Annotated in this window: 24 protein-coding genes; 15 read left to right on the forward strand and 9 right to left on the reverse strand. The window is 69.6% G+C overall.

Annotated elements, in window-relative coordinates:
• The first annotated feature begins 105 nt into the window (after positions 1–105).
• Both WHN02_RS09670 and WHN02_RS09675 read left to right on the forward strand, forming a co-directional pair.
• Positions 106–1,818, forward strand: a complete 1,713-nt coding sequence (locus tag WHN02_RS09670) for an AIPR family protein (protein WP_434743018.1) — start codon at positions 106–108, stop codon at positions 1,816–1,818.
• 205 nt (positions 1,819–2,023) lie between these two features.
• Complete coding sequence (locus WHN02_RS09675; RefSeq protein WP_434743892.1) at positions 2,024–3,196, forward strand: IS701 family transposase; 1,173 nt, start codon at positions 2,024–2,026, stop codon at positions 3,194–3,196.
• Between the two features lie 187 nt (positions 3,197–3,383).
• Here WHN02_RS09675 and WHN02_RS09680 read toward each other — a convergent pair whose 3' ends face one another.
• The 3 genes from WHN02_RS09680 to WHN02_RS09690 all read right to left on the reverse strand — a co-directional run bounded on the left by WHN02_RS09680 (position 3,384) and on the right by WHN02_RS09690 (position 5,959).
• A complete protein-coding gene (locus WHN02_RS09680) occupies positions 3,384–3,851 on the reverse strand; it encodes a macro domain-containing protein (RefSeq protein WP_434743019.1) in 468 nt (155 codons plus the stop codon).
• Between the two features lie 75 nt (positions 3,852–3,926).
• Positions 3,927–4,472, reverse strand: a complete 546-nt coding sequence (locus tag WHN02_RS09685) for a GNAT family N-acetyltransferase (protein WP_434743020.1) — start codon at positions 4,470–4,472, stop codon at positions 3,927–3,929.
• Positions 4,469–5,959 carry a helix-turn-helix domain-containing protein gene (locus tag WHN02_RS09690; protein WP_434743021.1) on the reverse strand — a complete coding sequence of 497 codons (1,491 nt, stop codon included), beginning with the start codon at positions 5,957–5,959 and terminating at the stop codon, positions 4,469–4,471. The genes WHN02_RS09685 and WHN02_RS09690 overlap by 4 nt, the downstream gene beginning before the upstream one ends.
• A 472-nt stretch (positions 5,960–6,431) precedes the next feature.
• Here WHN02_RS09690 and WHN02_RS09695 point away from each other — a divergent pair, with 472 nt between their 5' ends.
• The 3 genes from WHN02_RS09695 to WHN02_RS09705 all read left to right on the forward strand — a co-directional run bounded on the left by WHN02_RS09695 (position 6,432) and on the right by WHN02_RS09705 (position 8,898).
• The gene (locus WHN02_RS09695; protein ID WP_434743022.1) at positions 6,432–6,728 is read left to right on the forward strand and encodes an FAD-binding oxidoreductase; all 297 of its coding nucleotides are present in this window, start codon (positions 6,432–6,434) and stop codon (positions 6,726–6,728) included.
• Between the two features lie 338 nt (positions 6,729–7,066).
• Entirely contained in the window at positions 7,067–8,290 is a 1,224-nt protein-coding gene (locus tag WHN02_RS09700; protein ID WP_434743023.1) for a beta-1,3-glucanase family protein, read from the forward strand.
• 125 nt (positions 8,291–8,415) lie between these two features.
• A complete protein-coding gene (locus WHN02_RS09705) occupies positions 8,416–8,898 on the forward strand; it encodes a hypothetical protein (RefSeq protein WP_434743024.1) in 483 nt (160 codons plus the stop codon).
• Between the two features lie 100 nt (positions 8,899–8,998).
• Here WHN02_RS09705 and WHN02_RS09710 read toward each other — a convergent pair whose 3' ends face one another.
• Positions 8,999–9,694 (reverse strand): hypothetical protein, encoded by a 696-nt coding sequence (locus WHN02_RS09710; protein ID WP_434743025.1) that lies wholly within the window; start codon positions 9,692–9,694, stop codon positions 8,999–9,001.
• A gap of 255 nt (positions 9,695–9,949) precedes the next feature.
• Here WHN02_RS09710 and WHN02_RS09715 point away from each other — a divergent pair, with 255 nt between their 5' ends.
• From WHN02_RS09715 to WHN02_RS09735, 5 genes are all read left to right on the forward strand, one after another.
• Positions 9,950–10,729, forward strand: a complete 780-nt coding sequence (locus WHN02_RS09715; RefSeq protein WP_434743026.1) for an SDR family NAD(P)-dependent oxidoreductase — start codon at positions 9,950–9,952, stop codon at positions 10,727–10,729.
• A 96-nt stretch (positions 10,730–10,825) separates the two neighbouring features.
• Complete coding sequence (locus tag WHN02_RS09720; protein ID WP_434743027.1) at positions 10,826–12,142, forward strand: AAA family ATPase; 1,317 nt, start codon at positions 10,826–10,828, stop codon at positions 12,140–12,142.
• 237 nt (positions 12,143–12,379) lie between these two features.
• Positions 12,380–13,111 (forward strand): hypothetical protein, encoded by a 732-nt coding sequence (locus WHN02_RS09725; protein ID WP_434743028.1) that lies wholly within the window; start codon positions 12,380–12,382, stop codon positions 13,109–13,111.
• An 11-nt stretch (positions 13,112–13,122) separates the two neighbouring features.
• Positions 13,123–13,383: a hypothetical protein gene (locus WHN02_RS09730; RefSeq protein WP_434743029.1), complete on the forward strand. Its 261-nt coding sequence runs from the start codon at positions 13,123–13,125 to the stop codon at positions 13,381–13,383.
• Entirely contained in the window at positions 13,380–13,784 is a 405-nt protein-coding gene (locus tag WHN02_RS09735) for a hypothetical protein (protein ID WP_434743030.1), read from the forward strand. Before WHN02_RS09730 ends, WHN02_RS09735 begins: the two co-directional genes overlap by 4 nt.
• On the opposite strand, the gene WHN02_RS09740 is transcribed toward WHN02_RS09735, so the two are convergent.
• From WHN02_RS09740 to WHN02_RS09750, 3 genes are all read right to left on the reverse strand, one after another.
• Positions 13,768–14,463, reverse strand: coding sequence for an SMI1/KNR4 family protein (locus WHN02_RS09740; RefSeq protein ID WP_434743031.1), 696 nt, complete (start codon positions 14,461–14,463; stop codon positions 13,768–13,770). The genes WHN02_RS09735 and WHN02_RS09740 overlap by 17 nt on opposite strands.
• 448 nt (positions 14,464–14,911) lie before the next feature.
• Positions 14,912–15,679 carry an ABC transporter permease gene (locus tag WHN02_RS09745; protein WP_434743032.1) on the reverse strand — a complete coding sequence of 256 codons (768 nt, stop codon included), beginning with the start codon at positions 15,677–15,679 and terminating at the stop codon, positions 14,912–14,914.
• Positions 15,676–16,575 (reverse strand): ABC transporter ATP-binding protein, encoded by a 900-nt coding sequence (locus tag WHN02_RS09750; protein ID WP_434743033.1) that lies wholly within the window; start codon positions 16,573–16,575, stop codon positions 15,676–15,678. The genes WHN02_RS09745 and WHN02_RS09750 overlap by 4 nt, the downstream gene beginning before the upstream one ends.
• Before the next feature lie 131 nt (positions 16,576–16,706).
• Here WHN02_RS09750 and WHN02_RS09755 point away from each other — a divergent pair, with 131 nt between their 5' ends.
• From WHN02_RS09755 to WHN02_RS09775, 5 genes are all read left to right on the forward strand, one after another.
• On the forward strand, positions 16,707–17,957 hold the full coding sequence (locus WHN02_RS09755; protein WP_434743034.1) for a sensor histidine kinase: 1,251 nt from the start codon (positions 16,707–16,709) through the stop codon (positions 17,955–17,957).
• Positions 17,936–18,682: a response regulator gene (locus WHN02_RS09760; protein ID WP_434743893.1), complete on the forward strand. Its 747-nt coding sequence runs from the start codon at positions 17,936–17,938 to the stop codon at positions 18,680–18,682. The genes WHN02_RS09755 and WHN02_RS09760 overlap by 22 nt, the downstream gene beginning before the upstream one ends.
• A gap of 257 nt (positions 18,683–18,939) precedes the next feature.
• A complete protein-coding gene (locus tag WHN02_RS09765; RefSeq protein ID WP_434743035.1) occupies positions 18,940–19,500 on the forward strand; it encodes a hypothetical protein in 561 nt (186 codons plus the stop codon).
• A 224-nt stretch (positions 19,501–19,724) separates the two neighbouring features.
• The gene (locus WHN02_RS09770) at positions 19,725–20,375 is read left to right on the forward strand and encodes a DUF6642 family protein (protein WP_434743036.1); all 651 of its coding nucleotides are present in this window, start codon (positions 19,725–19,727) and stop codon (positions 20,373–20,375) included.
• A gap of 88 nt (positions 20,376–20,463) precedes the next feature.
• Complete coding sequence (locus tag WHN02_RS09775) at positions 20,464–20,928, forward strand: PPOX class F420-dependent oxidoreductase (protein ID WP_350895348.1); 465 nt, start codon at positions 20,464–20,466, stop codon at positions 20,926–20,928.
• Between the two features lie 122 nt (positions 20,929–21,050).
• Here WHN02_RS09775 and WHN02_RS09780 read toward each other — a convergent pair whose 3' ends face one another.
• Both WHN02_RS09780 and WHN02_RS09785 read right to left on the reverse strand, forming a co-directional pair.
• Positions 21,051–22,475: a M20/M25/M40 family metallo-hydrolase gene (locus WHN02_RS09780; protein WP_434743037.1), complete on the reverse strand. Its 1,425-nt coding sequence runs from the start codon at positions 22,473–22,475 to the stop codon at positions 21,051–21,053.
• A gap of 126 nt (positions 22,476–22,601) precedes the next feature.
• Positions 22,602–23,246, reverse strand: coding sequence for an NAD(P)-dependent oxidoreductase (locus tag WHN02_RS09785; RefSeq protein WP_434743038.1), 645 nt, complete (start codon positions 23,244–23,246; stop codon positions 22,602–22,604).
• Positions 23,247–23,331 lie beyond the last annotated feature (85 nt).

Consider the following 23,331-nt stretch of genomic DNA (forward strand, 5'->3'; position numbering starts at 1 on the left):
CAGTCACGCAAAGACCGATCCGCTCGTCGAATAGATTGGGCTTGGACTCGGCGTAGTGACAATCCGTGAGAACTTTAGTGGCGTTATAGGTAGGGCGGGAGAGAATTGAGCGCGAACGACGTGGTCTTGCTGGAAGCGACGATTGATCGCGAGCGAAAAAAGACGGCGGGCAAGTTCCCTGTCGATGATTTTCACACGTTCTTTGTTTCTCGCCAGTATCTAAAAGACTACAGCCCTAACCATGAAGACGTGCTGTCGGGCCTGGTCGACGGGGAAAAGGATTGCGGCATAGATGGAATCTATGTCTTCGTGGACTCTCTTTGCATACGAGGCGATGAGTCGGTAAATCGTCTAGGACGTAGGGCGACACTGGATCTCATTCTAGTGCAGGTTAAAAACACGTCAGGGTTTACGGAGCCAGCGATTGACAAGTTGATCGTCAATCTGCCTAAAATGCTTGACTTTGGCCGAAATGAATCTGCGTTGTCTCAGTTCGTGAACCCAAAGTTGATTGAGGCGACTAGGCGGTTCCTCGAGGCTTACAAGGATCTCGACCTTCCGCGGCTTCGCATTTTTGTCGCCTTTGCCTCTCTGAAGGCTACACATGTTCATCCCCAGATTCAGAGAAAGGGCGAGGAGTTGGAGGGTGTCCTCCGGGGAATCTTCGGAGGATGCGAGCCTTCCGTCCAGTTTTTGGGGGCGGGGGAAATCTGTTCAATGGTGCGCGACAGGCCGCCAACAGTTCGTCGCCTTCAACTTGCCGAGAATCCTATATCAACAGACACTGCCGGAGGGTACATAGGGGTAGTTCAGCTGGATGAGTATGAGAAATTCATCACTCTTCCAGCTGGGGACTTAGATGCAGGCTTGTTCGAGGCGAACGTGCGCGACTATGAAGGTGAGACCGTCGTTAATCGCAGCATTCAAGAGACTCTAGGGCAGGCGGAGAGTGACATTGATTTCTGGTGGCTGAACAATGGAGTCACTATTGTTGCCTCACGTGTGCAGCCCGCGAGCAAAATGCTTGAGATGGAGTCACCGCAGATTGTAAACGGCTTGCAGACTTCAACCGAGATCTACAAAAGAAAAAAGGTGTCGGGTGGAGTTAAGGACGCGAGAAGCGTATTGGTGAAGGTTATCGAGGCGCCGGATGATGCGATCCGGGATCGGATCATTAGAGCGACGAATAGTCAGACGGCTTTTGGTCCTAGCGTACTACGGGCAACCGATCTAGTTCAGCGCCGAATCGAAGAGTATCTCCTTAACAAGAATCTCTTCTACGAGCGTAGGCGTCGGCATTACTTCAACAGACACTTTCCTGTCGACCGTATTGTTTCTATTGATGCGATGGGTCAGTCTGTCCTCAGCGCATCAGGCCAGGCTCCACATGATGCGCGAAGAAGTGCAGGGGTAATATTCGACAACAATGTTTATGATGCGGTCTTCCATCCGGACTACCCGTTGGCGGCTTATCACTCTTGCATTAAGATCCACCAGGCTTCGCGGGAATTCTTGTCAGCTTATAGGAAGAAAATATCTGTCGAGGACTTTCAATATCAACTGACTATGCTCATTGCAATCGCTTTAACTCGGAAGCACCAGCCGAGTATGCGGGATCTCGCTCGAGTGGAAGGGGTTGAGGTGCGCACTTCGGTCGCGCGCGAAATGTTCACGGTAATTCAAGAGGAGTATGATAAAAGTAGTCGAAGGACAGGCGTTTACCTGCTTGATCTTCTGGCTAAGGATCCTGAGGTCACGAAGCGTATTCTGGAGCGCGGGAAGGCTAGCCTTAGGTCTTTGAATCTTCCGGATCGATGATCAGGTTCTAGAGTATTCGGGGGCTAGTACTCCAGCCGCACTTGCCTGATCTGGAGTTTCGCCAGGTCATGGGCGCAATCGACGCGTGAGCGGCGCTGGCCGTGCAGCTGCGCCTGTCGATGCTATTCGTGCAGTGATCCAGGGGATCGCACTGTCTGTCTGTTGTGGTCGATCACGGGACGGGCAGGCTCCCGGGCTTGTGTTGATCGATGAGATCGTGGGTTGGCGGGCGGGTCTGGATGATCTGCTGGCGCGGTTCGCGCACCGGTTCGGGCGGGCGGAGCCGCGCCGGCAGGCGCTGACATACCTGGTCGGGCTGCTGTCGCCGTTGGCGACCAAGAACGGCTGGACCCTGGCCGAGGCCGCTGGCGACACGACGCCGGACCGGATGCAGCGGTTGCTCAACAGGTCCGCGTGGGACCCGGACGCTGTTCGTGATGACCTGTTTGCCTACGTGTCCGAGCACCTCGGTCACGACGACGGGGTGCTGATCGTCGACGAGACCGGGTTCCTGAAGAAGGGGATCAAGTCGGCCGGGGTGCAGCGTCAGTACTCGGGCACGGCCGGCCGGACGGAGAACTGCCAGCTCGGGGTGTTCCTGGCCTACGCCGGCCCGCAAGGGCGCACGTTGATCGACCGGGAGTTGTATCTGCCCCGTGGCTGGTGCGACGCCGCCGCCCGCCGCACCGAAGCCGGCATTCCCGCCAGCGTCGGGTTCGCTACGAAGCCCGCGCTGGGGCTGCGGATGCTCGAACGTGCCGTCACCGCGGGCCTGCCGGCGAGATGGGTGACCGCTGACGAGGCATACGGGCAGGACTCGAAGTTCCGGACCTGGCTGCAGCAACAGCGCCTCGGTTACGTCCTCGCCGTGCCCTGCAACCAGCGGATCCCGACCAACGTGGGCAGCTCCCGTCCTGATGTCCTCGCCGCGAACGCGCCGGCCCTGGCGTGGAAGCGGCGCAGTTGCGGCGACGGCGCCAAAGGGCCGCGACTCTACGACTGGGCCGTGGCCTCCCTACCCGGCACGATTGACGGATACGGCCACTGGCTGCTGACCCGCCGCAGCATCACCGACCCCACGGACTTGGCCTACTACCTGTGCTTCGGCCCCGCGGACACCGAAGACGAGCAGCTGATCCGCATCGCCGGGACCCGGTGGGCGATCGAGGAGTGCTTCCAGACCGCGAAGACCGAGGTCGGTCTGGATCACTACCAGGTGCGTCGGTACGACGCTTGGTACCGGCACATAACTCTCGTTCTGTGCGTCCACGCCTACCTCGCCGTCACCGCCGCGCAGGCCAAGAAGGGGGCGCCGAATCCGATGACGGCCTCATTCCGCTCACCCTCGGCGAGGTCCGACGTCTGCTGGCACACGTGATCACCACCACCCGACCCTTCGACCACATCCATCGATGGTCACGATGGCGACGCCGACACCAGTACCGCGCCCGAACAGCCCACTACCAGCGAAGACTCCGACTTCACCAGGTGCGGCTGGAGTACTAGGGCGGTGGGCGGGAAACAGGACGTCCGAGTCGTGCCCAGGGTTAACGCAGTTTGATGGCTCAATGTTGAGGGTGTTGTGGTGGCGGGAACAGCAGCACTCGGATGTCGGGTAGGTCGGCGAACGCATGCTCGATCATCGGGCGGACCCGGTCCCACTCCAGCAGGCCGTTGCCGCAGCCGAGCGCTGGTACGGCCACGGACGCGATTCGTCGCTCGCGTACCACCCGGACCAGGTCGGTGAGCCCGGCCTGAATGTCCGTGGCCTGTGAGTTCGCCCGCCAGTGTCCCTTCGTGGGGAAGTTGATCACGTATCGGCGAGGGCCGGGAGTGGCGGAGTCGAAGACGTGCATCTCGCCCAGTCTGACCCTCTTGGCGGCGCATGCTGTCCGATAGGACTCGTAGTTTGCCGGGTGGGCGTCCTTGAACTGGAGGGCGATTCCCTTGCCCATCACGCCCACGGTGTTGACCGCGTTGACCAGGGCTTCGGCGTCAGCAGTAAGTAGATCTCCGTTGCTGATGACGATCATCGGCGCACCTCCTTCCAGGCGTGGACGTAGTACCAGACGTGTCTGACATCGCCATCTGGCCGACTGCGGGCTTCTTCACTCAGCCGAGGCACGAAGGATCAGAACGTCGAAGGTCGGGGCGTGGTCCCAGCCGGGGCGGAGGCTGGTGACTCTGCTCCAGCCCCAGCTTCGGTACGCGGCCTGGGCCGGTGCGTTCTCCGGATCGGCAAGGAGGGTTGCCCGCTCCTCGTGGCGACCACGGAGCAGCTCGTCGTGCAGGGTCCTGGCGATTCCTCGGCGTCGCCAGGCCGGGGCGACCATCAGCTCGCTGATAGCGAAGGTCCGCTTCCCGTCCTCGTCGGTGAACCCGACCGGGACAGGCTCGTGGATTCCGGTCCACCAGCCTGTCCCGGCCGGCAACGGGAAGCCGTAGATGTACCCGACCGACTCCCCGTCGACAGTCGCGGTGACCAGGTCCCACCCGTCCCGCTGCATGTGACCGGCGAGTTGGCGGCGGTACCGGTCTTCGGTGTGGAACCCGTCGTCGTCCGCGTACACATGTAGGTAGAGGGCGACGAACTGGTCCACGAGGTCGGTCGCCTGGTGGGCGGTGTGGTGGCGTAGGTCCAGGCCGTCGATCACCTGTTCACCGCCTGGTCGTACGCCTCGACGAACTCGCGGGTCGCCGCCGTCGACCGCTGCGGCTGGGCCAGGGCAGCCCGGACCTGGTCGAGGTGTTTGCTGACCCGTCCCGAACTGACCTGGCCGACGTCGGGCAGCACACCCATCGCCACGTGCGCCGCCTCGTCGAGGTTGCCCTGCCTACAGGCCGCTTCGGCAAGCTGAACCGAGTAGTAGATCCGGTTACGGCGATGAGTAGGGGAGGGGTTGTCCACGATGGCGGTGAACGCCTTCCTGGCGCGGTCGAGATGGCCCAGGGTCAGATGGCACATTCCCTGGACACCGTTCATCTCCTGGTCGTTGACGAATTCGAGGAACGACGCGTCGTCGTCGTGGGTGCCACGCTCGTACTCTCTGCGGGCTTTGGTCATCTCCCGGATCACGCCACTGGCATCCTGCAACACCGAGTAGGCACGTGCCCGGCGTAGGTGCAGGAGCGTGGTCAGCCGGGGCGTGGCCCATCCGGCGCAGACCCGGAGCGCGGCCTCGGCGCAGTCCAGGGACTCGACGGGACGGTCATCGCGTAGAAGCCGGGCCAACCCGTCCAAGGCGAACGCCTCGGTCTGCGCGTCGTCGGCGATCCGCGCTCGGGTGATCGCCTCGTTGAGGTACGGCGTACCCTCCGGGCGTCGGTCGGCGTCGATGGTGAGCCAGGCGGTTTCGATGGCCAGGTCGGCGAGGGCGGTGTGGAGGGCTTCGCCGACCTCCCGGCTGTACCTGGCTTTCGCGGCCCACGTGGAGAGGTGGGCGTGGACTCGGATGGCGATGTCGCAGAGCTGGGTCGCGCCGACCGCCGCGTCGGCCCGACGGAGTTCGTCGACCAGCGAGCTGGCGTAGCGTACCTGCTCAAGGCCGATGGACCGGGGCGCGTCGGTGGGTGGCGCGAGGAGGTCGAGGGAGCCGGTCGCGGCGATTCCCGCGAGCGCGGCGAGGGCGTGGAACTGTCGGCGGTCCGTGGTGCCACCTCCTTTGTCGGATGCCGTGGCGGCGGCATCGGCCGGTCCCGGCGGGGTCGCCGGTCCGGCTTCCTTCTCGGGTACGTCCGGCGACCCGCCGTGCAGGGGCTGGTCGGGGAGGCTGAACCACAGGTGCCGGGGTGGGATCCGGAGCAGTCGCGCCCAGTGGACGAGCCGGTCCAGGTGGACGACGGGTGGGCCGGTCTCGATCCGGCTGAGCTGGGCCTGGGTGATGCCGAGCCACCCGGCGGCGGCGCTCTGCGGCAACGGGTTCCGCCCGTGGTACGGGTGGTTGCGGAAGGCCCGGATCGCTCGCCCGAGGTTCCGGTCGGTGAGGGCCTGGCGGAGCGGGGGATGCTCCCAGAAGGCGGCCGGTACGACGGGCGGCCGACTGAGCCGGTCCCGTTCGGCGGTGGCGCAGGGGGTGCAGCGTCCACTGTCGTTGTCGCGGGCGAGCCGCCCGCCACATCGGGGACAGGTCAGGGGGGTCACAGCACCTCGCCGTTCCGTTGCTGCCGGGCATCCATGGAGCCTCATCGAGGGTAACCATTCAACCCCTCATCGTGAGGGTTCGGTATGCGTGCCATGCATATCGGCCCGTCCGGGCTGAGGCGTCTCGCCCGTCCAACGCTCCACGCCAGGTGATCGCCTCGATACCCGCCGTTGATCGTGGTCAGTCGATCGCCGTCATGATGCGGCCCGTCGCGTCCCGGCACGCTGTGTCGCATGGCCCGGGGGCGTTGAGGTGCCTTCCTTACACCTGGAGGGGTGGGTATGACGTCGGAGGCGACGGCGCGGCGGTGGTTGCGGTTGGTGGTGGGGGATGCGGAGCTGTCGCCGTACCTCGTCGGGGTTGATCTGCGGCGGCTGCGTGAGCACCTGGCGGCGTGTCTCGCGGCGGCCGTCGACGGCGGGACTGTGGACGATCCGTGGAGTGGGCTGGGGCTGACCGAGGAGCAGCACGGTGCGCCCCGACCGGCCGGTGGATCATCGTCCCGGTCAGGCCGTCCCGGTGCGTACCGGACGCCGTCCCGGTCACGGGCGGTGGTACTCCCCGGCGAACGCCCCGCGCCCCGACGGCACCATCGAGCTGCACGTCCGTGCCGTCCCCGCCGGGACCGTCTCCCATGCCCTCGTCTACGAGGTACGCCCCGGCGAACTGCTCCACGTCGGCCCGCCGACCGACACCGGGCTGCGCCTGCTCGCCGCGGGCGTACCCACCGACCGGATCCACCTTCCCGACCGGGTCTCTTCGATGTAGGTGTCAGCTGACATGGGTCGCTAGTGGTCCGTGTCGGGGTGGTCCTACCGGCGGGGCAGTTCCACAGGACGTGGGACAGCCTCCGCCCAGCCGCTTCGCTGTAGGCCGGCAGCGGTCACACATCGTGGTCAGTTCGCTCAACAGGAAAGATTATTAACTGTTGATTGTGTCCAACTGTTGACAGGCTGCATCGATGAACGTGAAGCTGTGAGAGCGCTCTCTCGTCATCGACGGGGTTGCCACCAGCCGATACGGCTCGGTGTCCGTCCTGCCGTGCTGACCTTTCGAGGGTCGACGCGGGGTCGCGTGGAGCATGGTCCCCAACCGAAGGAGTCACCATGCGTAACAGAAAGTTGTTCAGCGGGAGGTTCGGTGGCGTCCTGCGTGGACTGGCGACGCTGGTGCTGGCTCTCCCCGTCACGCTCGCCGTGACCCCGAGCCCGGCCGCAGCCGTCGGTCCCGCCCTGCTACCCGTCACCGTCACCAACAACTCGGGCCGCAGCGAGGCCGTCCACCTGTACATCCTGGGCACCGACATCCGCCCCGGCGGGGGGCTCGGCTACGTCAACGCCGCCGGGACGTTCACCCGCTGGCCAGCCGGGGGCCTGCCCCCGACACCCGCCCCCGACGTGGCGATCCCCGGCCCGCCCCGGGGCGGAAGCGTCACAGTGCGGGTTCCCCGTTTCATCTCCGGGCGGATGTACTTCTCGTTCGGCCGCAAGCTCGACTTCCGGCTCACCCCGGACGGCCTGGTCCAGCCCGCCCCGTGGGCGGGGGCCGACCCGAACCGGGACATCCTCTTCGACTGGTCGGAGTTCACCTACAACGACGCCGGTATCTGGCTGAACAGCACCCAGGTCGACCACTTCGCCGTCCCGCACGCGGTAGCGGTCACCGACGCCCAGGGCACCAGGAAGACCGGTGAGCTGGTCGCCAACGGCCGGGCCAACGTGATCAACGGTCTCCGGGCACAGCCGGCGTTCGCCCGGTCGGTGGTCACCCGCTCCGACGGTACGGTGCTGCGGGTCCTCGCCCCCGGCAAGGCCGCCGAGGCGGGGCTGATGGACCCCCGGTACCTCGACGCGTACATCACCTCGGCGTGGCAGGCGTACACCGGTCGCACCCTCACGGTCGTGCCGCGCAGCGCCGAGCCGAACCGTCGGTTCTTCGGTCGGACGGTCGGCACGAACATGGTCTTCACCGATTCGGCGGGTGCCCGGGTCGCCACTGTCGCCAAGCCCACCACCAGCAACGTCTGGGGGTGCGACGGGGTCTTCAACGCCCCGAACGTCCCGCCCTTCATCGAACCCGAGATCAAACGCACCCTGTGTACGGCGCTGGTGCGCGGAACCCTCGGCCGGTACGACGTCGAGCCGAACCTGACCGCCGCCAACTTCTACCGCAACAGCGCCCCGAACCACTACTCCCGTCTCATCCACGCCAACATGGTCGACGGCCGGGCGTACGGGTTCCCCTACGACGACGTCGGCGGATTCGAGTCCCTCGTGCACAGCGGCGACCCCCGCTCCGCCGCCGTCATCCTGACCCCGTTCGGGAACTGACCACCACCACTGCGGGGACTCTCTCGCCGCACCGTCCAGAATCCGGGATGAAGGCTCGGTGGTCGAACCGGGGGTGGGCTGGTGCCGTAGTTGCGACGAACAGTTGTCGAGACGAGGAGCACCCGGTGGGCGGAAAGCCGAAGTCACCAGAACCGAAATCGGTGACGGACCTCAAGAAGTTCCTGACTCCCGAGAATCTGGCCAGTTTCACGCAACTGCCGAAACATGTCCAGAGGCGGATAGCCGAGAAGCCGGATACTTCCCGGGTCGTCCATGGGATGACGAGTCACGTGGCTGCCCTTGACAAACCCAAGAAGAAGGGCGGGCCTTCGCTGCGGCAGGTCATGGTCCACCAACAGCCAGGGATCCGGCAGCAATACGGCCAGAGGTACGAGGAACTCAACGCGTACATCAATGACTACTGCGCAGAACGGGCGCAGCAGGAGTTTGCCAAGGCCGTCGCGAATGAAGCTGCCGCGACCGGTGACGTGTCGCAGTACGCGGGAATGTCGTCGGCGCAGGGCGCACCGGGGCCGGTCGGCTCCAGCGTGAGGCCCGCGAACGCCGCCGGGCCGATGCAGTGGCAGTCGAGTTCGCTGGGCCGCTGACGGAACCAACGGTGACGGAGGCCGCCGGGCTGCAGCCCGGCGGCCTCCGTCACTGCGGACGGGTGCCGGGCCGGTCTGGACCGCCGGAGGTCGGGACGTCTCAGGTCAGCAGGATCGTCCGCAGTTCCGCGCCCGGGTTCAGGCCGCCGACCACCCGACCGTTCGCCGGATCGTGGACGTGGACCGTGTGGTTGCGGCGCATCAGCTCCCGGACCGACGGGGGCAGCGGCGGCGGGTCGTCGATCGTGTCGATGACCTTCCGGGCGGTCGTGACCAGCCGCACGGCGAGGGTCGCCCCGTCCGGGTCGACCCGGACCCGGGCGTACTCCCAGCCGGTGGTGGTGAGGTCGAACAGCTCGAACAGGCGGGCCAGCAGGGGCAGCGGGTCGATCACCCGGTCGAGCCGGGACGCGTGCTCACCGAGGACCGTGGTCGCCGCCGCCACCTGGAGGTACGGGTGCAGGCCGCCCGGTAGGGCGAACAACGGCCACCGCAGCTCGGCCGCCGCCTCCCGCCACAGCGGACGGTAGTTGCGCCTGTCGACCAGGAGCCGGTACCCGGTCCGCCGGTGCAGGTCGGCGGCCTGGCCGAGGACGAGTTCGTTGGCCTGGTCGGCGGACTCGTGGACGATCCGGGCGGCCACGACGAGACCGTCGTCGCCGTCGAGGAGACGCCTGATCGTGTCGGCCTGGTCGGCGACCGGAGCCTGGACGTGAAAGCCGAACCGCTGGCGCACCTCGGTCAGGAGGGCCTCCTGACGGCCCGGATCGTGCTGGACCTGGTCCCTACCCAGCACTCGCTGGAGCCACCCCATGTCGCCTCGTCTCCACAGTCACCCGAGAACCCGGCAATGCTAACCGAGCCGGGTGTCGATGCCACTGCACCCCACGTCGGACTGCTCTGCGCGGTTGACGGGGTCGCTACGGCCGGGACGGACGAACCGGTAACCCGCCGACTCCGTGAAATTGTCTCAGATGTGATCTTGAGCTGCTGTAATTCCTCCATCAGCTCCGTCGTGACTGGAAGGTGCACTATGTATGACTTCTCGGGTATGACCTTTTTGATCACCGGTGGCACGCGGGGGATCGGGGCCGGCGTCGCGCGGGCCGCAGCCGGCTACGGCGCACGGGTGGCCGTGTCGGGCACCGACGCCGACGCGGGCAAGACCGTGGTCGCCTCGATCGAGGCCACCGGTGGAGAGGCGCTCTTCGTTTCCTGCGACGTGACCGACAGGGAGCAGGTGCAGCAGATGATGGTCACCGTCGGTGACCACTTCGGCGGCATCGACGTGCTGCACAACAACGCTGGAGTGCACGAGAGCGCACTCACCACCGACGTCTCGATCGAGGACATGGACCCGGAGGTCTGGGACCGGGTGCTGGCGATCAATCTGCGCGGTCCCTGGCTGTGCGCCAAGTACGCGTTGCCGTACCTCAAGCGCAGCCGGCGGAACCCGTCGATCATCAACTCCGGATCGACGGGCGGCCTCGTCGGGTTCCCCGCCAGCCTCGCCTACGGGCCGAGCAAGGGCGGGCTCAACCTGCTCACCAAGAATCTCGCCGTGGAGTTGGCCCCGCACGGGATCAGGGCGAACAGCTTCTGTGCCGCCTCGGTCCAGACCGACATGGTCGAGCGCTACCTGGAGGCGGCCGAGGACCGGGAGGCGACCCTGCGGACCATGTCGGCGACCCACCTGGTGCCGAGGATCGGCACCCCGGAGGACGTCGCCCACCTGGTGTGCTTCCTCGCCAGCGAGCAGGCGTCGTTCGTCAACGGGGTCACCTGGCTGATCGACGGCGGTGCCTTCGCCTGGCGAGGGTCGAGGAGCTGAAGCGACCAGGCAGACACTCACGCCGGGGCCGACCACGCGTCGGCCCCGGCGACCGAGGGCCGGTAGGGTGCTGGTCAGCCGGTGGGGAGGTGGGGCGTGCTGGGGCAACGGGTGCCGCCCGCCGTCGAGGCGGAGCAGGTCGTCGGGGCGGTCCTGGCCGACCTCCGCTCCGGCCGCCACCGGGGCGTCGTGGTCGACTCGCCGCCCGGTGCCGGGAAGTCGACGCTGGTGGTCCGGGCCGCGGTCGAACTGGCCACCGCAGGTGAGCCCCTCATCGTCATCGCCCAGACCAACGAGCAGGTCGACGACCTGATCGACAGGCTCGCCGGCAAGGCACCGGAGCTGCCTGTCGGGCGGCTCTCGGCGAACGACTACCGGCCACCGGAGCGGGTCACCGCCCACGACCACGTCCGGATCGCCTCGAAGGTCACCGACCTCGACAACCCGGCCGTCATCATCGGTACGGCCGCCAAGTGGGCACTGGTCACCGAGGGCTCCTGGCCGTGGGCGATCGTCGACGAGGCGTACCAGATGCGCTCCGACGCGCTCCTGAGGGTGGCCCGGCGGTTCGAGCGGGCGTTGTTCGTCGGGGACCCCGGCCAACTCGATCCCTTCTCGACTGTGGAGACGAGCCGGTGGACCGGGCTGACCTGGGACCCGATGCAGTCGGCGGTGGCGGTGCTGCTGCGGCACAACCCGGACCTGCCGGTGCACCGGCTGCCGGTGTCGTGGCGGCTGCCCGCCTCTGCGGCACCCGTGGTCGCGGCGGCGTTCTACCCGTTCACCGGGTTCCGTGCGGGCACCGGCCCGGCCGACCGGGTGCTGACGCTCACCGAGCCCGGGGTGGGAGACCCCGTCGACGCGGCGGTGGAGGTGGCCGCAGCCTCGGGCTGGGCGCTCTACGAGCTGCCGGCCCGGCACACCCTGCGTACCGACGCTGAGGCGGCCTCGGCCTGCGCGGAGCTGGCGCTGCGGGTGCTGCGTCGGGGCGCGGTGGCGATCAGCGAACACGCTCCGCAGGGTGCTCCCGTCTCCGCCGACCGGATCGCCGTCGGAGCCGCGCACCGGGACCAGGTCGCGGCGATCCGCGCCCACCTCGGCGTGGCCGGAGCGGGGATCACCGTGGACACCGCGAACCGGCTCCAGGGCCGGGAGTACGACGTGACCATCGTCCTGCACCCCCTGTCGGGTCGGCGGGACGCGACCGCCTTCCACCTGGAGTCGGGGCGCCTCTGTGTGCTGACCTCCCGGCATCGGCACGCCTGCGTGGTGGTCGCGCGGGCCGGGATCGGGGAGCTGCTCGACGCCCACCCGTCGACCGAGCCGGTCCACCTCGACGTGCCGGTGCGGTTCCCGGACGGCTGGGAGGCCCACCAGCAGCTCCTGCACCTGTTGCACCGCCCCCGCGCCTGACCGTCCCGCGCCTCCGTCCCGCACCGTCCTGCGTCTGACCGTCCCGCGCTGTCCCGCGCGTCTGACCCACTTCGTCCCATGCGACTGATTTGTGCGGCCGACGGCAATGCACGTCGACGCCGATTGCGCCGCCACCAAGTCCCGGCATTGCTGTCGCGGTCCCGATAGTGAGACCACCCTGATGATCTATATCGGTCGATAGAGTCCGCCGCAAAGGCCGTCACCGAAAGGCGGACCATGACCGACCAGTCCCCACCCTTCCCCCGCCGCAGGCTCCTCGCCGGTGCGGCGGCCACCTCGGCGCTCGCCGCCGTCGGCACGACAGTCCTCGCACCGGCGGCGCACGCCGCCCCCGACACCGTCCCGACCGGACCCGGAGCGATCCGATCCGGTCCCGCCCCGGTGGTCCGGGACCGGATCGCCACCGCCCGTCTGGTCGCCGCCGACGGCGACCCGGCCGGGCTCCGCCTCCGGGCGGACCTGCACGAGAGGCTCACCGCATGGTTGGCCTTCTGGTCGGCGAACTCGCCGCCGTCGTGGAGCGCCCCGGTCGCCGTCCGGGGCACGACGACCCTCGCCGGAGACGCGTTCACCCTCCTCGCCGTCGAGGTCCGACGGGGCGAGACGCCCGTCGAGGCCTTCACGGCGGCCCGCCCCGACGCCGTCCACCGGGCCACCGAGGCGAGCCTCCACCACCACTTCCCGACGGTCCGCCGGTCCGTCGGGGGCGGCCTGCGGGTCGTCGACGGGTCTCCCGGGTTCACCGGGGCGACCGAGCAGACCGCCTTCGTCGCGGAGGTCTGCCGTGACCTGTGGGGCACCGCCGGACGGTCGGCCGACTGGCAAGGCGAGGCCGGTCGTGTCCTCGCCCGTACCGGCGGTCCCACCGACGTCACCGCCCGGTCGGGGTGGGCGGCCTTCACCCGGTCGACCCTCCGGATCGGCCTGGGTACCGAGTCCTACCAGTAGAGGAGAGCCAGATGGCCCGCAGTGAGTTCCGGTTCGTGGTCGACGGGGTCGACCTCACCCCCGAGCAGCAGACCCACATCTCCAACGAGATCCAGAAGGCCGGCCTCAACGCGCTCACCGTGGCCGGTGCCAAGTTGAGCGCCCCGGTCACCGTCGGGCACACGAACCCCAAGCTCCGCCCGGAGTGGTACGGGCTGTGGGTGATCGACGGGCCGCTCGGAGCGGAGCTGGGTCAGAAGATCAACGACATCGGGTTCTGGATCCAACGGTGACCGAATCCGTCCACCGGCCGGTCCCGCCGGAGCGGATGTGCCCGAGTACGCCGGCGGCGAACGCCACCGTCTTCCTCGGCATGATCACTCCGGCGGGGCGGGTCGCCTACGTCACCCCGCAGGTGCCGGCGGAGGTCGCCCTCGGTACGCGGACAGGGGAACCGGGGCCGGTGGAGTCCCGCTTCCGGCTCGCCGGCCCTTGCGTCACCTCGTCCTGCGGGTTCTGGACCGGCGTCCACTGCGGACTCGGTGAACGCCTGGCCGACTCCTACCGGGAGACGGGTGGACCGGCCGACGTGGACCTGCCCAAGTGCGCGATCCGCCGGTCCTGCCGGTGGTACGCCGAGCAGGGCGCCCCGGCCTGCGCCGCCTGCTCCCACGTGGTCACCGACGCTCGGTGACCTGGGCATCCGGTGGCCGATTCCGCCCCGCCTCGGCGTCGTCGAGCCACCGGCGGTACCAGCCGGCGAAACCGAGCGGCCCGCCGTCGGCGTCGAGCAGGGGCACGAACCCGCCCTCCTCGGCGGTGTCGTCGGCCCACATCGTGCCTCGGGCCGGGCCGGTGACCACCAGGGCGTCGCGCAGCGCGCACCCCCGGTGGCACAGGTAGAGCAGGCCCAGGAAGTGCGCCGGGTCGTACATGGTCGCGTCGTGCCGTTCCCACCAGGCAAGCTCCGCGGTCTCGAACTCCTCGGCGGTGGCGAAGTCCGCCTCCTCGGGCATCTCGGGTACGCCGTCGGCCTGGTTGAACGCCTCGGTGTACGGGAAAGGTCGACCGAGCGAGTCCGGCGTGGTCAGATCGGCCCCGTCCCCCTCCCACCGCCACCGTCCGTCGACCCGCCGGACCGGGAAGAGTCCGTACGCCGGGCCGGCACCACCAGCGCCGACCTGGAGCAGGAACGACCGGTACTCCGCCGGCAGGGTCACCGCCGACTGTCCCTCCAGTTCGGCCAGCTCCGCCACGCCGAGCGGTGGCTCGACAGTCCAGCCGTGCGCGTCGGCGCCGAAGACCTCCACCGGTGGCCCGGCGGCCAACCTGGCGAGTCTGTCCGGGACGTCCGACCAGTCGTGTTCGATCACGAGCGGCACCGTACCGGCGGGCACCGACACGAGCCCTCCCGGCCGACCCGCAGAGCGCCCTGACCTCCCCGAACGGGGCAACGCGAGCCGCCGTTCTCTCGTAGGGTGGGTGTGCCCCCACCCGTACGGCTGGTCCGGCACCGGCAGACCCGTCGTCACTGTGGGGCGCGCTCCCGGCCGTCGGGGCGGCAACCTCACGGTCGGTCGGCCGGGCCCGGTGGTGCAGATGATGCGGGATCAGCTCCACCGCCGGGCCCGGCCCCTCGAAGGGCCGTGGTCAGCTGGCAGGTCGGGTGGAAACCACGACCACTCGGCGACGTGCCCGGCTGCGGCCCCAGCCCCCAACCGGCGAGGGCACCGAGCACCGGGAAGGCCGTCCACATGAACACCACTCCGCCGATCCCGCCGCCGACGCGGGTCGGCGCGCCGTACCCGTCGACGTCCACTCTCAGGACACCTCCTGGCGCAGGGTCCGGAGCGTGCCGGCAGCGAGCGGCAGGATCATCCAGACCAGTAGCGACACCCCGATCCGGCCCCACTGGCCGGCGTCCACGTCGGTGCCGAAGAGCGGATCCATCGTCACCGTCGTGTCCAGCCACTCGGCGGGTCCGCGCAGGCCGGGAATGGTCGCCCCCAGGGTGGACCAGAGGATCGGCAGGAACAGGTACGTCACGATGGCCAGCGGGGTGTTCAGCAGGAGCAGACCGAATCCGGCGCCCATCAGCACCCCGGTCACCTGGAGCACCACCGCGTGCCAGAGCAGCAGTGAAGGAAGCCCCCACACGTCGGGGGTGCCGGTGGCGGCGGCGACCAGGCCGCCGAGCACGGCCACGGCGACGCTGACCAGCACCGAGGCGAGGGCGGTGAGGACCACTGCGGCGAGCTTGGCGACGATCACCCGTTCCCGACGCGGCACCAGGGTGAAGGTGCCCAGGGCGGTCCGTTGCGACCACTCGCCGGTGATGGAGAGGATCCCGAGCACCGGCAGCAGGATCCCGATCGGCAGCAGGGTGACGTAGAACAGGGCCTCGACGGTCCGTTCGGCGGCCGGCGCCCAGACCAGCATCGCGGCGACCAGGGCGACGTTCAGCAGGCCGATCGTTGCCAACAGCCAGGCCCCGGCCCGGGTGTCGACGAGTTTGCGCAGTTCCACGCGGGTGAGGCGGAGCAGGGGCGGCCGGTGGAGGTCGGCGGGACGTTCGGTGGTGATGGTCATCGGACGGCCTCCTGCACCGATGCGCCGGCGGTCAGACTGAGGAAGAGCTGCTCCAGGCCACCGCTGTCGGCCGGACGCAGTTCGGTGAGGGCCACCCCGGCGTCGGCGGCGACCTGTCCCACCGCTCCCGCCTCGGCGGCGACCAGCAACACCCCGTCGGTGTCGCTGGTCGGGTGGAGTCCGGCGGCCGTCAGCGCCGTCCGCAGGGCGGCCGGGTCGTGGGCCCGGACCAGGGTGCCCGCCCCGGCGAGCAGTTCGTCCCGGTCGCCGTCGGCGACGACCCGCCCGCCGCCGATCACCACGAGCCGGTCGGCCACCGCCTCCACCTCGCGCAGCAGGTGCGAGGAGAGCAGCACCGTCCCGCCCCGGTCGGCGAAGTCACGCAACAGGCCGCGCATCCAGAAGATCCCCTCCGGGTCGAGGCCGTTGGCCGGTTCGTCGAGGATCAGGGTTCGAGGGTCACCGAGCAGCGCGTACGCCAGGCCGAGGCGCTGACGCATCCCCAACGAGTACGCCCGGACCCGCCGCCGCGCCGCCACCTGGTTCAGTCCGACCCGGGCGAGGGCGGCGTCCACGTGTCGGACGTCGACTCCCATCGTCCGGGCGGCGACGACGAGTACCCCCCGCCCGGTCCGGCCCGCGTGCTGGGCTGCGGCGTCGAGCAGCACCCCGACCTCCCGCCCCGGGTTGGGCAGGTCCCGGTACGCCCGGCCGCCGATCGTGGCGCGCCCGGCGGTCGGCGGGGTCAGCCCGCAGATCATCCGCATGGTGGTGGACTTGCCGGCACCGTTGGGTCCGAGGAACCCGGTCACCGTCCCCGGCTCGCACCGGAACGAGACGTCCTCGACCGCTGTGTGGTGGCCGTACCGTCTGGTCAACCCGTCGACCTGAATCATGTGGTCAGCCTGCCCGCGTCACCGGGGTCCCCGCAGGGGCCGACGGTCGACCTCCGGATACACCTTCGTCGACGTCAGGTCTCGACTTCGGTAGCTGCCCGCAGCGCCCCGGCGGCACCTAGCATCGACGGGTGACCAGCGGCGGCGTACCGGATCATCAGTGGTTGCTGCCGGGTGCGGTGACCGGGCCGACCGGGCCGGGCACCCGGCGGCGGACCCCCCGGGACTGGGGCGTGGACGTCGTCTGCTTCCTGTTCGCCCTGATGTGCGTGGCGTTGACGCACGACGACGCGGTCCAGGGCGATCCGGCGTTCGCGTTGAACGCCGGCCCGGACTGGCTGGTGGGGGTGGACTTCTGGGTCGGCCTGGCGGCCTGCGGGGCGCTCTGGCTGCGTCGCCGGTGGCCGGTGGGGCTGGCCCTGGTCATGCTGCCGGTCGCGCTCTTCTCGGTCACCGCTTTCGGGGCGATGCTCGTCGTCCTGTTCACGGTGGCGGTGCACCGGCCGTTCCCGGTGGTGGGGGCGATCTTCGCCGCCCACCTGGTGGTGACTCCGCTGTCCCTGCTGATCCGGCCGGACCCGGACCTGTCGGTGTCGACGGCGACGGTGTTCGTCGGGGCGGTGCTCGCCGCGACGGTGGCCTGGGGGATGTTCGTCCGGGCCCGCCGGCAGTTGATCGTGTCGCTGCGGGAGCGTGCCGAACGGGCCGAGGCCGAGCAGCAGCTCCGGGTCGCCCAGGCCCGACAGCTGGAACGGACCCGGATCGCCAGGGAGATGCACGACGTCCTCGCCCACCGGATCTCCCTGCTCAGCCTGCACGCCGGGGCGTTGGAGTTCCGCCCGGACGCCGCCCCGCAGGAGATCGCGCGGGCCGCCGGGGTGATCCGGGGCAGCGCGCACGCCGCCCTGGAGGACCTGCGGGCGGTGATCGGGGTGCTCCGCGCCGACACCGTAGCGGAGTCGGCGGGGGAACCGGAGCCGCCGCAGCCGGCCCTGGCCGACGTACCGGCCCTGGTGCGGGAGTCCCGGGCGGCCGGGATGCGGGTCGACCTGACAGGCGAGGTGACAGCACCGGAGGCGGTCCCCACCGGACTCGGTCGGACCGGGTACCGGATCGTCCAGGAAGGGCTTACCAACGCCCGTAAGCACGCCCCGGGGGCGGCGGTCGTGGTCGAGGTGACCGGGGCACCCGGGGACGGTCTGACGGTGCGGATCACCAACCGGTGGCCGGTGGGCGGCGGCACCGGCACGGAGATCCCCGGCACCGGCACCGGACTGGTCGGCGTCGGCGAGCGGGTCACCGTCGCCGGTGGGCGGTTGGAGTACGGCCGCGACGACACCGGGGACTTCCGGCTGGCCGTCTGGCTACCCTGGCCGGCATGAGCGCACCCCTCGGCAGGCCGGACCCCGGGACGCCCCCGGCAGCGGGCGACAGCTCGGCGGACGAGCCGATCCGGGTGCTCGTCGTCGACGACGACCCGCTGGTCCGGGCCGGACTCGCGATGATCCTGGGCGGTGTGCCGGACCTGCGGGTGGTCGGGGAGGCCGCCGACGGCGACGAGGTCGGTGCGGCGGTGGCCGCGTACCGGCCGGACGTGGTGCTGATGGACATCCGGATGCCCCGGGTCGACGGGCTCGCCGCGACCGAGCTGCTGCGAGCCGCCCCGGATCCGCCGGAGGTGCTGGTGCTGACCACCTTCGACGCCGACGACCAGGTGCTGCGGGCGCTCCGGGCCGGTGCGGGCGGATTCCTGCTCAAGGACACCCCGCCGGTCGAGATCGTCCAGGCGGTACGCCGGGTGGCGGCGGGCGAGGCGACCCTCTCCCCGACCGTCACCCGGACGCTGATCCAGCACGTCACAGTCAGCGACGTGGCCGGCCCGGACGTCCGGCGGGATCGGGCGCTGCGCCTGTTGGCCGGGCTCACCGAACGGGAGCGGGAGGTGGCGGTGGCCCTGGGGCACGGTCGGACCAACGCGGAGATCGCGGCGCAGCTGTTCATGAGCGTGGCCACGGTCAAGGCGTACGTGTCCCGACTGCTGACCAAGCTCGACCTGAACAACCGGGTACAGGTGGCGCTCCTGGTGCACGACGCTGAGTTGGTCTGATCTACGGGGCATTTGCCCTGATCAGAGCGGTTGATGGCGGAGACGGGTCGTCGCTGGCGGTGTCCGCCGGTCCAACCCTGCGGAATGTCACGCAGAGTTGAATGTTTTCTTGAACCGCGGCCGCCTGCGGGCCGTACCAGTGCACGAGGATGCGGCGAGTCAGCCGCACCGCTGGGAGCTGCGGGAGGGTCACCGTGCGAGTTGGTCAGCAGTCGACGGATCCCATCGATAAGGTGCTGGGCGAGGTGCCGCTTCCGGTGCCACTGACCCCCAATGACGTCCAGGCTGCGGTCTGGCTGCTGGTGGTGCACGGCGCCGAGGAGTGGCCGTCCGGGCCGATCTGCCGGAACGACGGAGCGTCGTTCCCCTGCCGGTCGCACCGCTGGAGCCGGCGGGTGCTGGAGACACACGGGCTCAACGAGCGCCAGATCGAGGCGCTGATCAAGCACGGGAACCCCCGGGTGCACGTACCGTTCCCGTTCGTCCTGGACCGCCCGTCGGTCCGGCCCGGGACGGTTCCGGGGCGGCCGGGTGCCGTCCCGGGCCGACCGGGAATGGGTCCGGGACGACCCGGGACGATGCCGCCCCGGGCGGGCACGGTCCCGGCCCGCACCGGTGCGCCGGTCTCCCGGACCGGTGCGGTGCCGGGGCGTACGCCTGCCGTGCCGCCCCGGACCGGGCGCAACGTTCCCTACCCCGTACGCGGCCAGGCCGGCCGTCCCGCCACGCCCCCTGGGCGGATCGCGACCCGGCCCGGCCTGCCCAGCCGGCCGGTGGCGCCCCCCGCCACCGCGCCGCGTTGGTCCCAGGCGAGCTGAGCGCAGCGACTCGGCTCCCGGGGACGGTGTCGACGCCGGTCGGGTGGGGGACCCCCCTTCCCCCGCCTGGCCGGTGTCGGCGCGACCCGCACCGCACCCGTCTGGCGAACCGAGCGGGGTGACCTGCCGAAAGTCGCCTGACAGGCGGGGTGCGGGTGATGTCGCCGCCGCCGGACGGCCCGGTAACGTCAGCCCTCGGGCAGGCGTTCGCAGGAGGTGGCCGCGTGGCGCGGGGAGGCGTGTTCTGCGTCGAGGGGCAGTGGCACCGTGACCTCAACGAGCGGGGTTCGGTCCTGCCCACCCTGGAACTCCTGGAACGGCTCGGCAAGATCCGTTTCATCCACAAGGACGCGGCGACCCGCGACGAGCTGTTCTACTTCCTGGACCGCTGGCTGCTCAAGCAGTACGCCGACTACCGGGTCGGCTTCTTCGCCATGCACGGCGAGCCGAGCCGGCTCTGCCTCACCGACTGGGACTCGGTGGAACTGGCCGACGTGGCCGAGCGGATGGCCGGGCGCTGTGAGGGGCGGCGACTCTACTTCGGCAGCTGTTCGGTGCTGCGCGCCTCCGACGCCACCCTCCGGGGTTTCCTGGAGACCACCGGGGCGGCGCTGATCTGCGGCTTCACCAGGGAGGTGGACTGGGTCGAGTCCGCTGCGTTCGAGACGGTGCTGCTCGACGTCCTGGCCAACGGCCAACGGCACAACGCCGCCGAACTGCGGATGGGTTCGGCGCACTGGGCGCCGCTGGCGTCGTACCTCGGTTTCCGGGTGATCTACGCCAACGGCCGGGCCTGGCGGCCACCGGCCCGACCCCGGGTGCCCGCCCAGCCGGTCCCGACCCGGACCGTTCGACCGCACCGCCCGCCGACCTGACCCGGCCGGGACGCGATCCGTCCGACGGGTGCTCGTCCCGGCGTGCGTTCCGTCCGACGCGGGGTCGGCCCGCTGGTAGAAATGAGCGATGGCACGCCGCATCGCGAGAAACGACCGGATCGACCGGGACGAGCTGACCGAGTTCCTCCGACCCCGGCACCGGGTCGTCCTGATGACCACCCGAGCCGACGGCCGCCCCCAGTCCTCCCCGGTCTCGGCCGGCGTCGACACCGAGGGCCGGTTGGTGATCTCGACGTACCCGGAGCGGGCCAAGGTCCGCAACATCCGGCGCGACCCCCGGGTGTCGGCGTGCGTGCTCTCCGACGACTGGGACGGACCGTGGGTGCAGGTCGACGGCGTCGCCGAGGTGCTCGACCTGCCCGACGCCCTGGAACCCCTCGTGGAGTACTTCCGGTCCATCGCCGGTGAGCACCCCGACTGGGACGAGTACCGGGCTGCCATGACCCAGCAGGGCAAGTCCCTGATCCGGGTGACCGTCACCGACTGGGGGCCGGTGGCCACCGGCGGCTTCCCCGCCCGGCTCGCCGACTGACCGTCCGAGCCGTCTCGCCCGGCTCGCCGACCGGCCGCCCGAGCCGCCTCGACCGACCGGACCGAGCGCGACGGGGTGGGGACGGTTCTCCCGTCCCCACCCCGTCGGCCGGGCTTCGCGGGTCAGCCGTCGACGGCCGTGCGGTGCGTCGCCGCGCCGATCAGCTCCAGCGACACCTGGAGCCGCTCCAGGCTGATGTTCTTCTCGATGGTGTCCTCCGGGCTGTGGTACGGCGGCTCCAGCAGCGCCGGGGACTCCTCACCCCGCCAGGAGAAGTTCGCGCTGGCGATGCCGGCCTCCTGGAACGACTGGTGGTCGCTCGCGCCCCGCTGGGTGACCGGGGAGAGCTGCGGCTCGTACCCGAGCCGGACCGCCGCGGCGGCGACCTCGTCGGTGGCCCGGTTCGACTGACCGGTGAAGGAGAGCAGCCAGTACCGGGTCGCCGGGTCCCAGCTGGTGGCCACCATGTCGTTGTTGTAGACGGCCAGGAACCGGTCCCGCTCGGCCTGCGGCAGCTGCCTGACGTAGTAGCGGGAGCCGATCAGGCCCTGCTCCTCCGAACCCCACAGGGCGAATCGGATCGTGGCGTTCGTCGGGGTGTTCTTCAGGACCCGGGCCAGCTCCAGGGCCAGTACGGTGCCGGAGCCGTCGTCGTTGGCGCCGGGTGCCCCGATCACCGTGTCGTAGTGGGCGCAGACCATCACCACCGGTCCGTTCGGCCCGGAGGTGCCCAGTCGCTCGCCGATCACGTTGTTCGAGATCAGGTTGCGGTGCGCCGAGGTCTTGATCACCAGGACCAGGCGCTGGGCGGCGACCAGCTCACGGAGACGGTGCTTCTGGGCCTGGGCCACCCCGACCACCGGGATCGGCACCGGGTTGGCTGCCGAACCGGGCAGGGTGGGGGTGAACGCCGAGGCCCGCCGGGGCGCGACGGCGTCGGCCGGCAGGAAGATCACAGCCGCCGCACCCTTGGCCAAGGCGGTGGCCACGAGCTGCTCCCGCTGTGCGGCGACGTAGTCGATGAGGACGATCCGACCGGCCGCGTTGGCCGGGTAGTTCTCCGCGGCACCGGAGCCGACGTCGATGACCTGACCCCGGACCTTGGTGTCGAGGGCGCCGTGCGCCGACGCGCCCGCCTGCCAGCAGAGGTCCCAGGGCAGCCGGGTGGGGGAGCTGAGGTCGGCGAGGAACTTGTCGGCGACCGGGAACGGCTGCAACACGGTGTCGTAGCCCATCCGGTCGAGGGTGCGGGCGATGAAGTCGGCGGCCCGCCGCTCCGATGCCGTACCCCCGATGCGGGGACCGATCTTCTCGCTCAGGGTGAAGAGGTCGTTGAGCGCCCGCTTGGCGGAGGCCTGCCGGACGATCTTGCGGTCCTCGGGGGTGAGCTGGGGTGCCCGGACCGCACCGGGGCGCAGGTCGTCGGCGGCCCAGGCGGGGGCGGGCAGGGCGACGGTGGCGGCACCACCGAGCGCTACCGCGAGCATCCGACGGCGGTTCAGCGACGAGGTGGGGGCAGGGGTGAGCTGACCGTCCTGTGTGGTCAAGGGGTCCTCCTGGTTCGGGGGTGGACCCAGCACCGTCTTGCGGTGCGCTGGGTCACATGCGACCGAACATATATGTCCCCAGCGACCTTCTCAAGATCGGTGCGTACCCTTTTTCCGCAGGTCAGGTCAGTAGGCGGCGGTGAACCTCTGGTTACTGAAGCACGGCTTCTCGATTTCGTCGACGATCGCCACGGCCAGATCCTCGTAACTGAGCACCGATCGGCCGGCGTCGTCGACCACCGGGTGGTCGGTGCCCGTACGGTAGTGCCCCCGCCGCTCGCCCGGATGGAACTCCAGCGGCGGCGGGGAGACGTACGTCCAGGTCACACCGTTGCTGGAGGACCTGTAGAAGTCCAGGGCCTCGGCCTGACCCTGCGCCGATTCGCGGTACTCGTCGGGAAAGTCCGGCTCGTCGAGGAACCGGTTGCCGTTCGGAGTCAACAGGGTGGACCCACCACCCATGTGGATGACCCGGGGCGGGTGCGGCATCGGGCTGAGGGTGTGCACGAGGTTGCGGGCGGCGTCGAGCCAGAGCCAGCGCTCCCCGCCGCCGACGGCCACCACCATCACGTCCGCCTCGGCGGCGAGCTCCCGCACGCTGCGCTCGCTGGTGGCGTCCCCGGTGACCACGTGGACTCCGCCCAGGAGGTACGGGGCGACGGCTTCGGGACGGCGTACCGCAGCGGTCACCCGGTGCCCCCGACGGACCGCCTCCGCGGTGATCCGTGACCCGGCGGTCCCGCCGGCGCCGAACACGACGAGGTTGCTCATCACCCCAGGCTAGGGAGCGTCCCGACCGGCCGGGTCCGGAACGGGCGATCTGTGGCTGAGTCGATCGGACGGCCCGGTGCCGGTG

Source organism: Micromonospora sp. SH-82 (genome assembly GCF_051132485.1).
Taxonomy (GTDB): Bacteria; Actinomycetota; Actinomycetes; order Mycobacteriales; family Micromonosporaceae; genus Micromonospora.

Excerpts from the sequence above, each read along its gene's own strand:
- WHN02_RS09680 (WP_434743019.1), bottom strand. The coding sequence starts at position 3,851 with ATGATCGTCATCAGCAACGGAGATCTACTTACTGCTGACGCCGAAGCC.
- WHN02_RS09700 (WP_434743023.1), top strand. The coding sequence starts at position 7,067 with ATGCGTAACAGAAAGTTGTTCAGCGGGAGGTTCGGTGGCGTCCTGCGT.
- WHN02_RS09715 (WP_434743026.1), top strand. The coding sequence starts at position 9,950 with ATGACCTTTTTGATCACCGGTGGCACGCGGGGGATCGGGGCCGGCGTC.
- WHN02_RS09725 (WP_434743028.1), top strand. The coding sequence starts at position 12,380 with ATGACCGACCAGTCCCCACCCTTCCCCCGCCGCAGGCTCCTCGCCGGT.
- WHN02_RS09730 (WP_434743029.1), top strand. The coding sequence starts at position 13,123 with ATGGCCCGCAGTGAGTTCCGGTTCGTGGTCGACGGGGTCGACCTCACC.
- WHN02_RS09745 (WP_434743032.1), bottom strand. The coding sequence starts at position 15,679 with ATGACCATCACCACCGAACGTCCCGCCGACCTCCACCGGCCGCCCCTG.
- WHN02_RS09750 (WP_434743033.1), bottom strand. The coding sequence starts at position 16,575 with ATGATTCAGGTCGACGGGTTGACCAGACGGTACGGCCACCACACAGCG.
- WHN02_RS09775 (WP_350895348.1), top strand. The coding sequence starts at position 20,464 with ATGGCACGCCGCATCGCGAGAAACGACCGGATCGACCGGGACGAGCTG.
- WHN02_RS09785 (WP_434743038.1), bottom strand. The coding sequence starts at position 23,246 with ATGAGCAACCTCGTCGTGTTCGGCGCCGGCGGGACCGCCGGGTCACGG.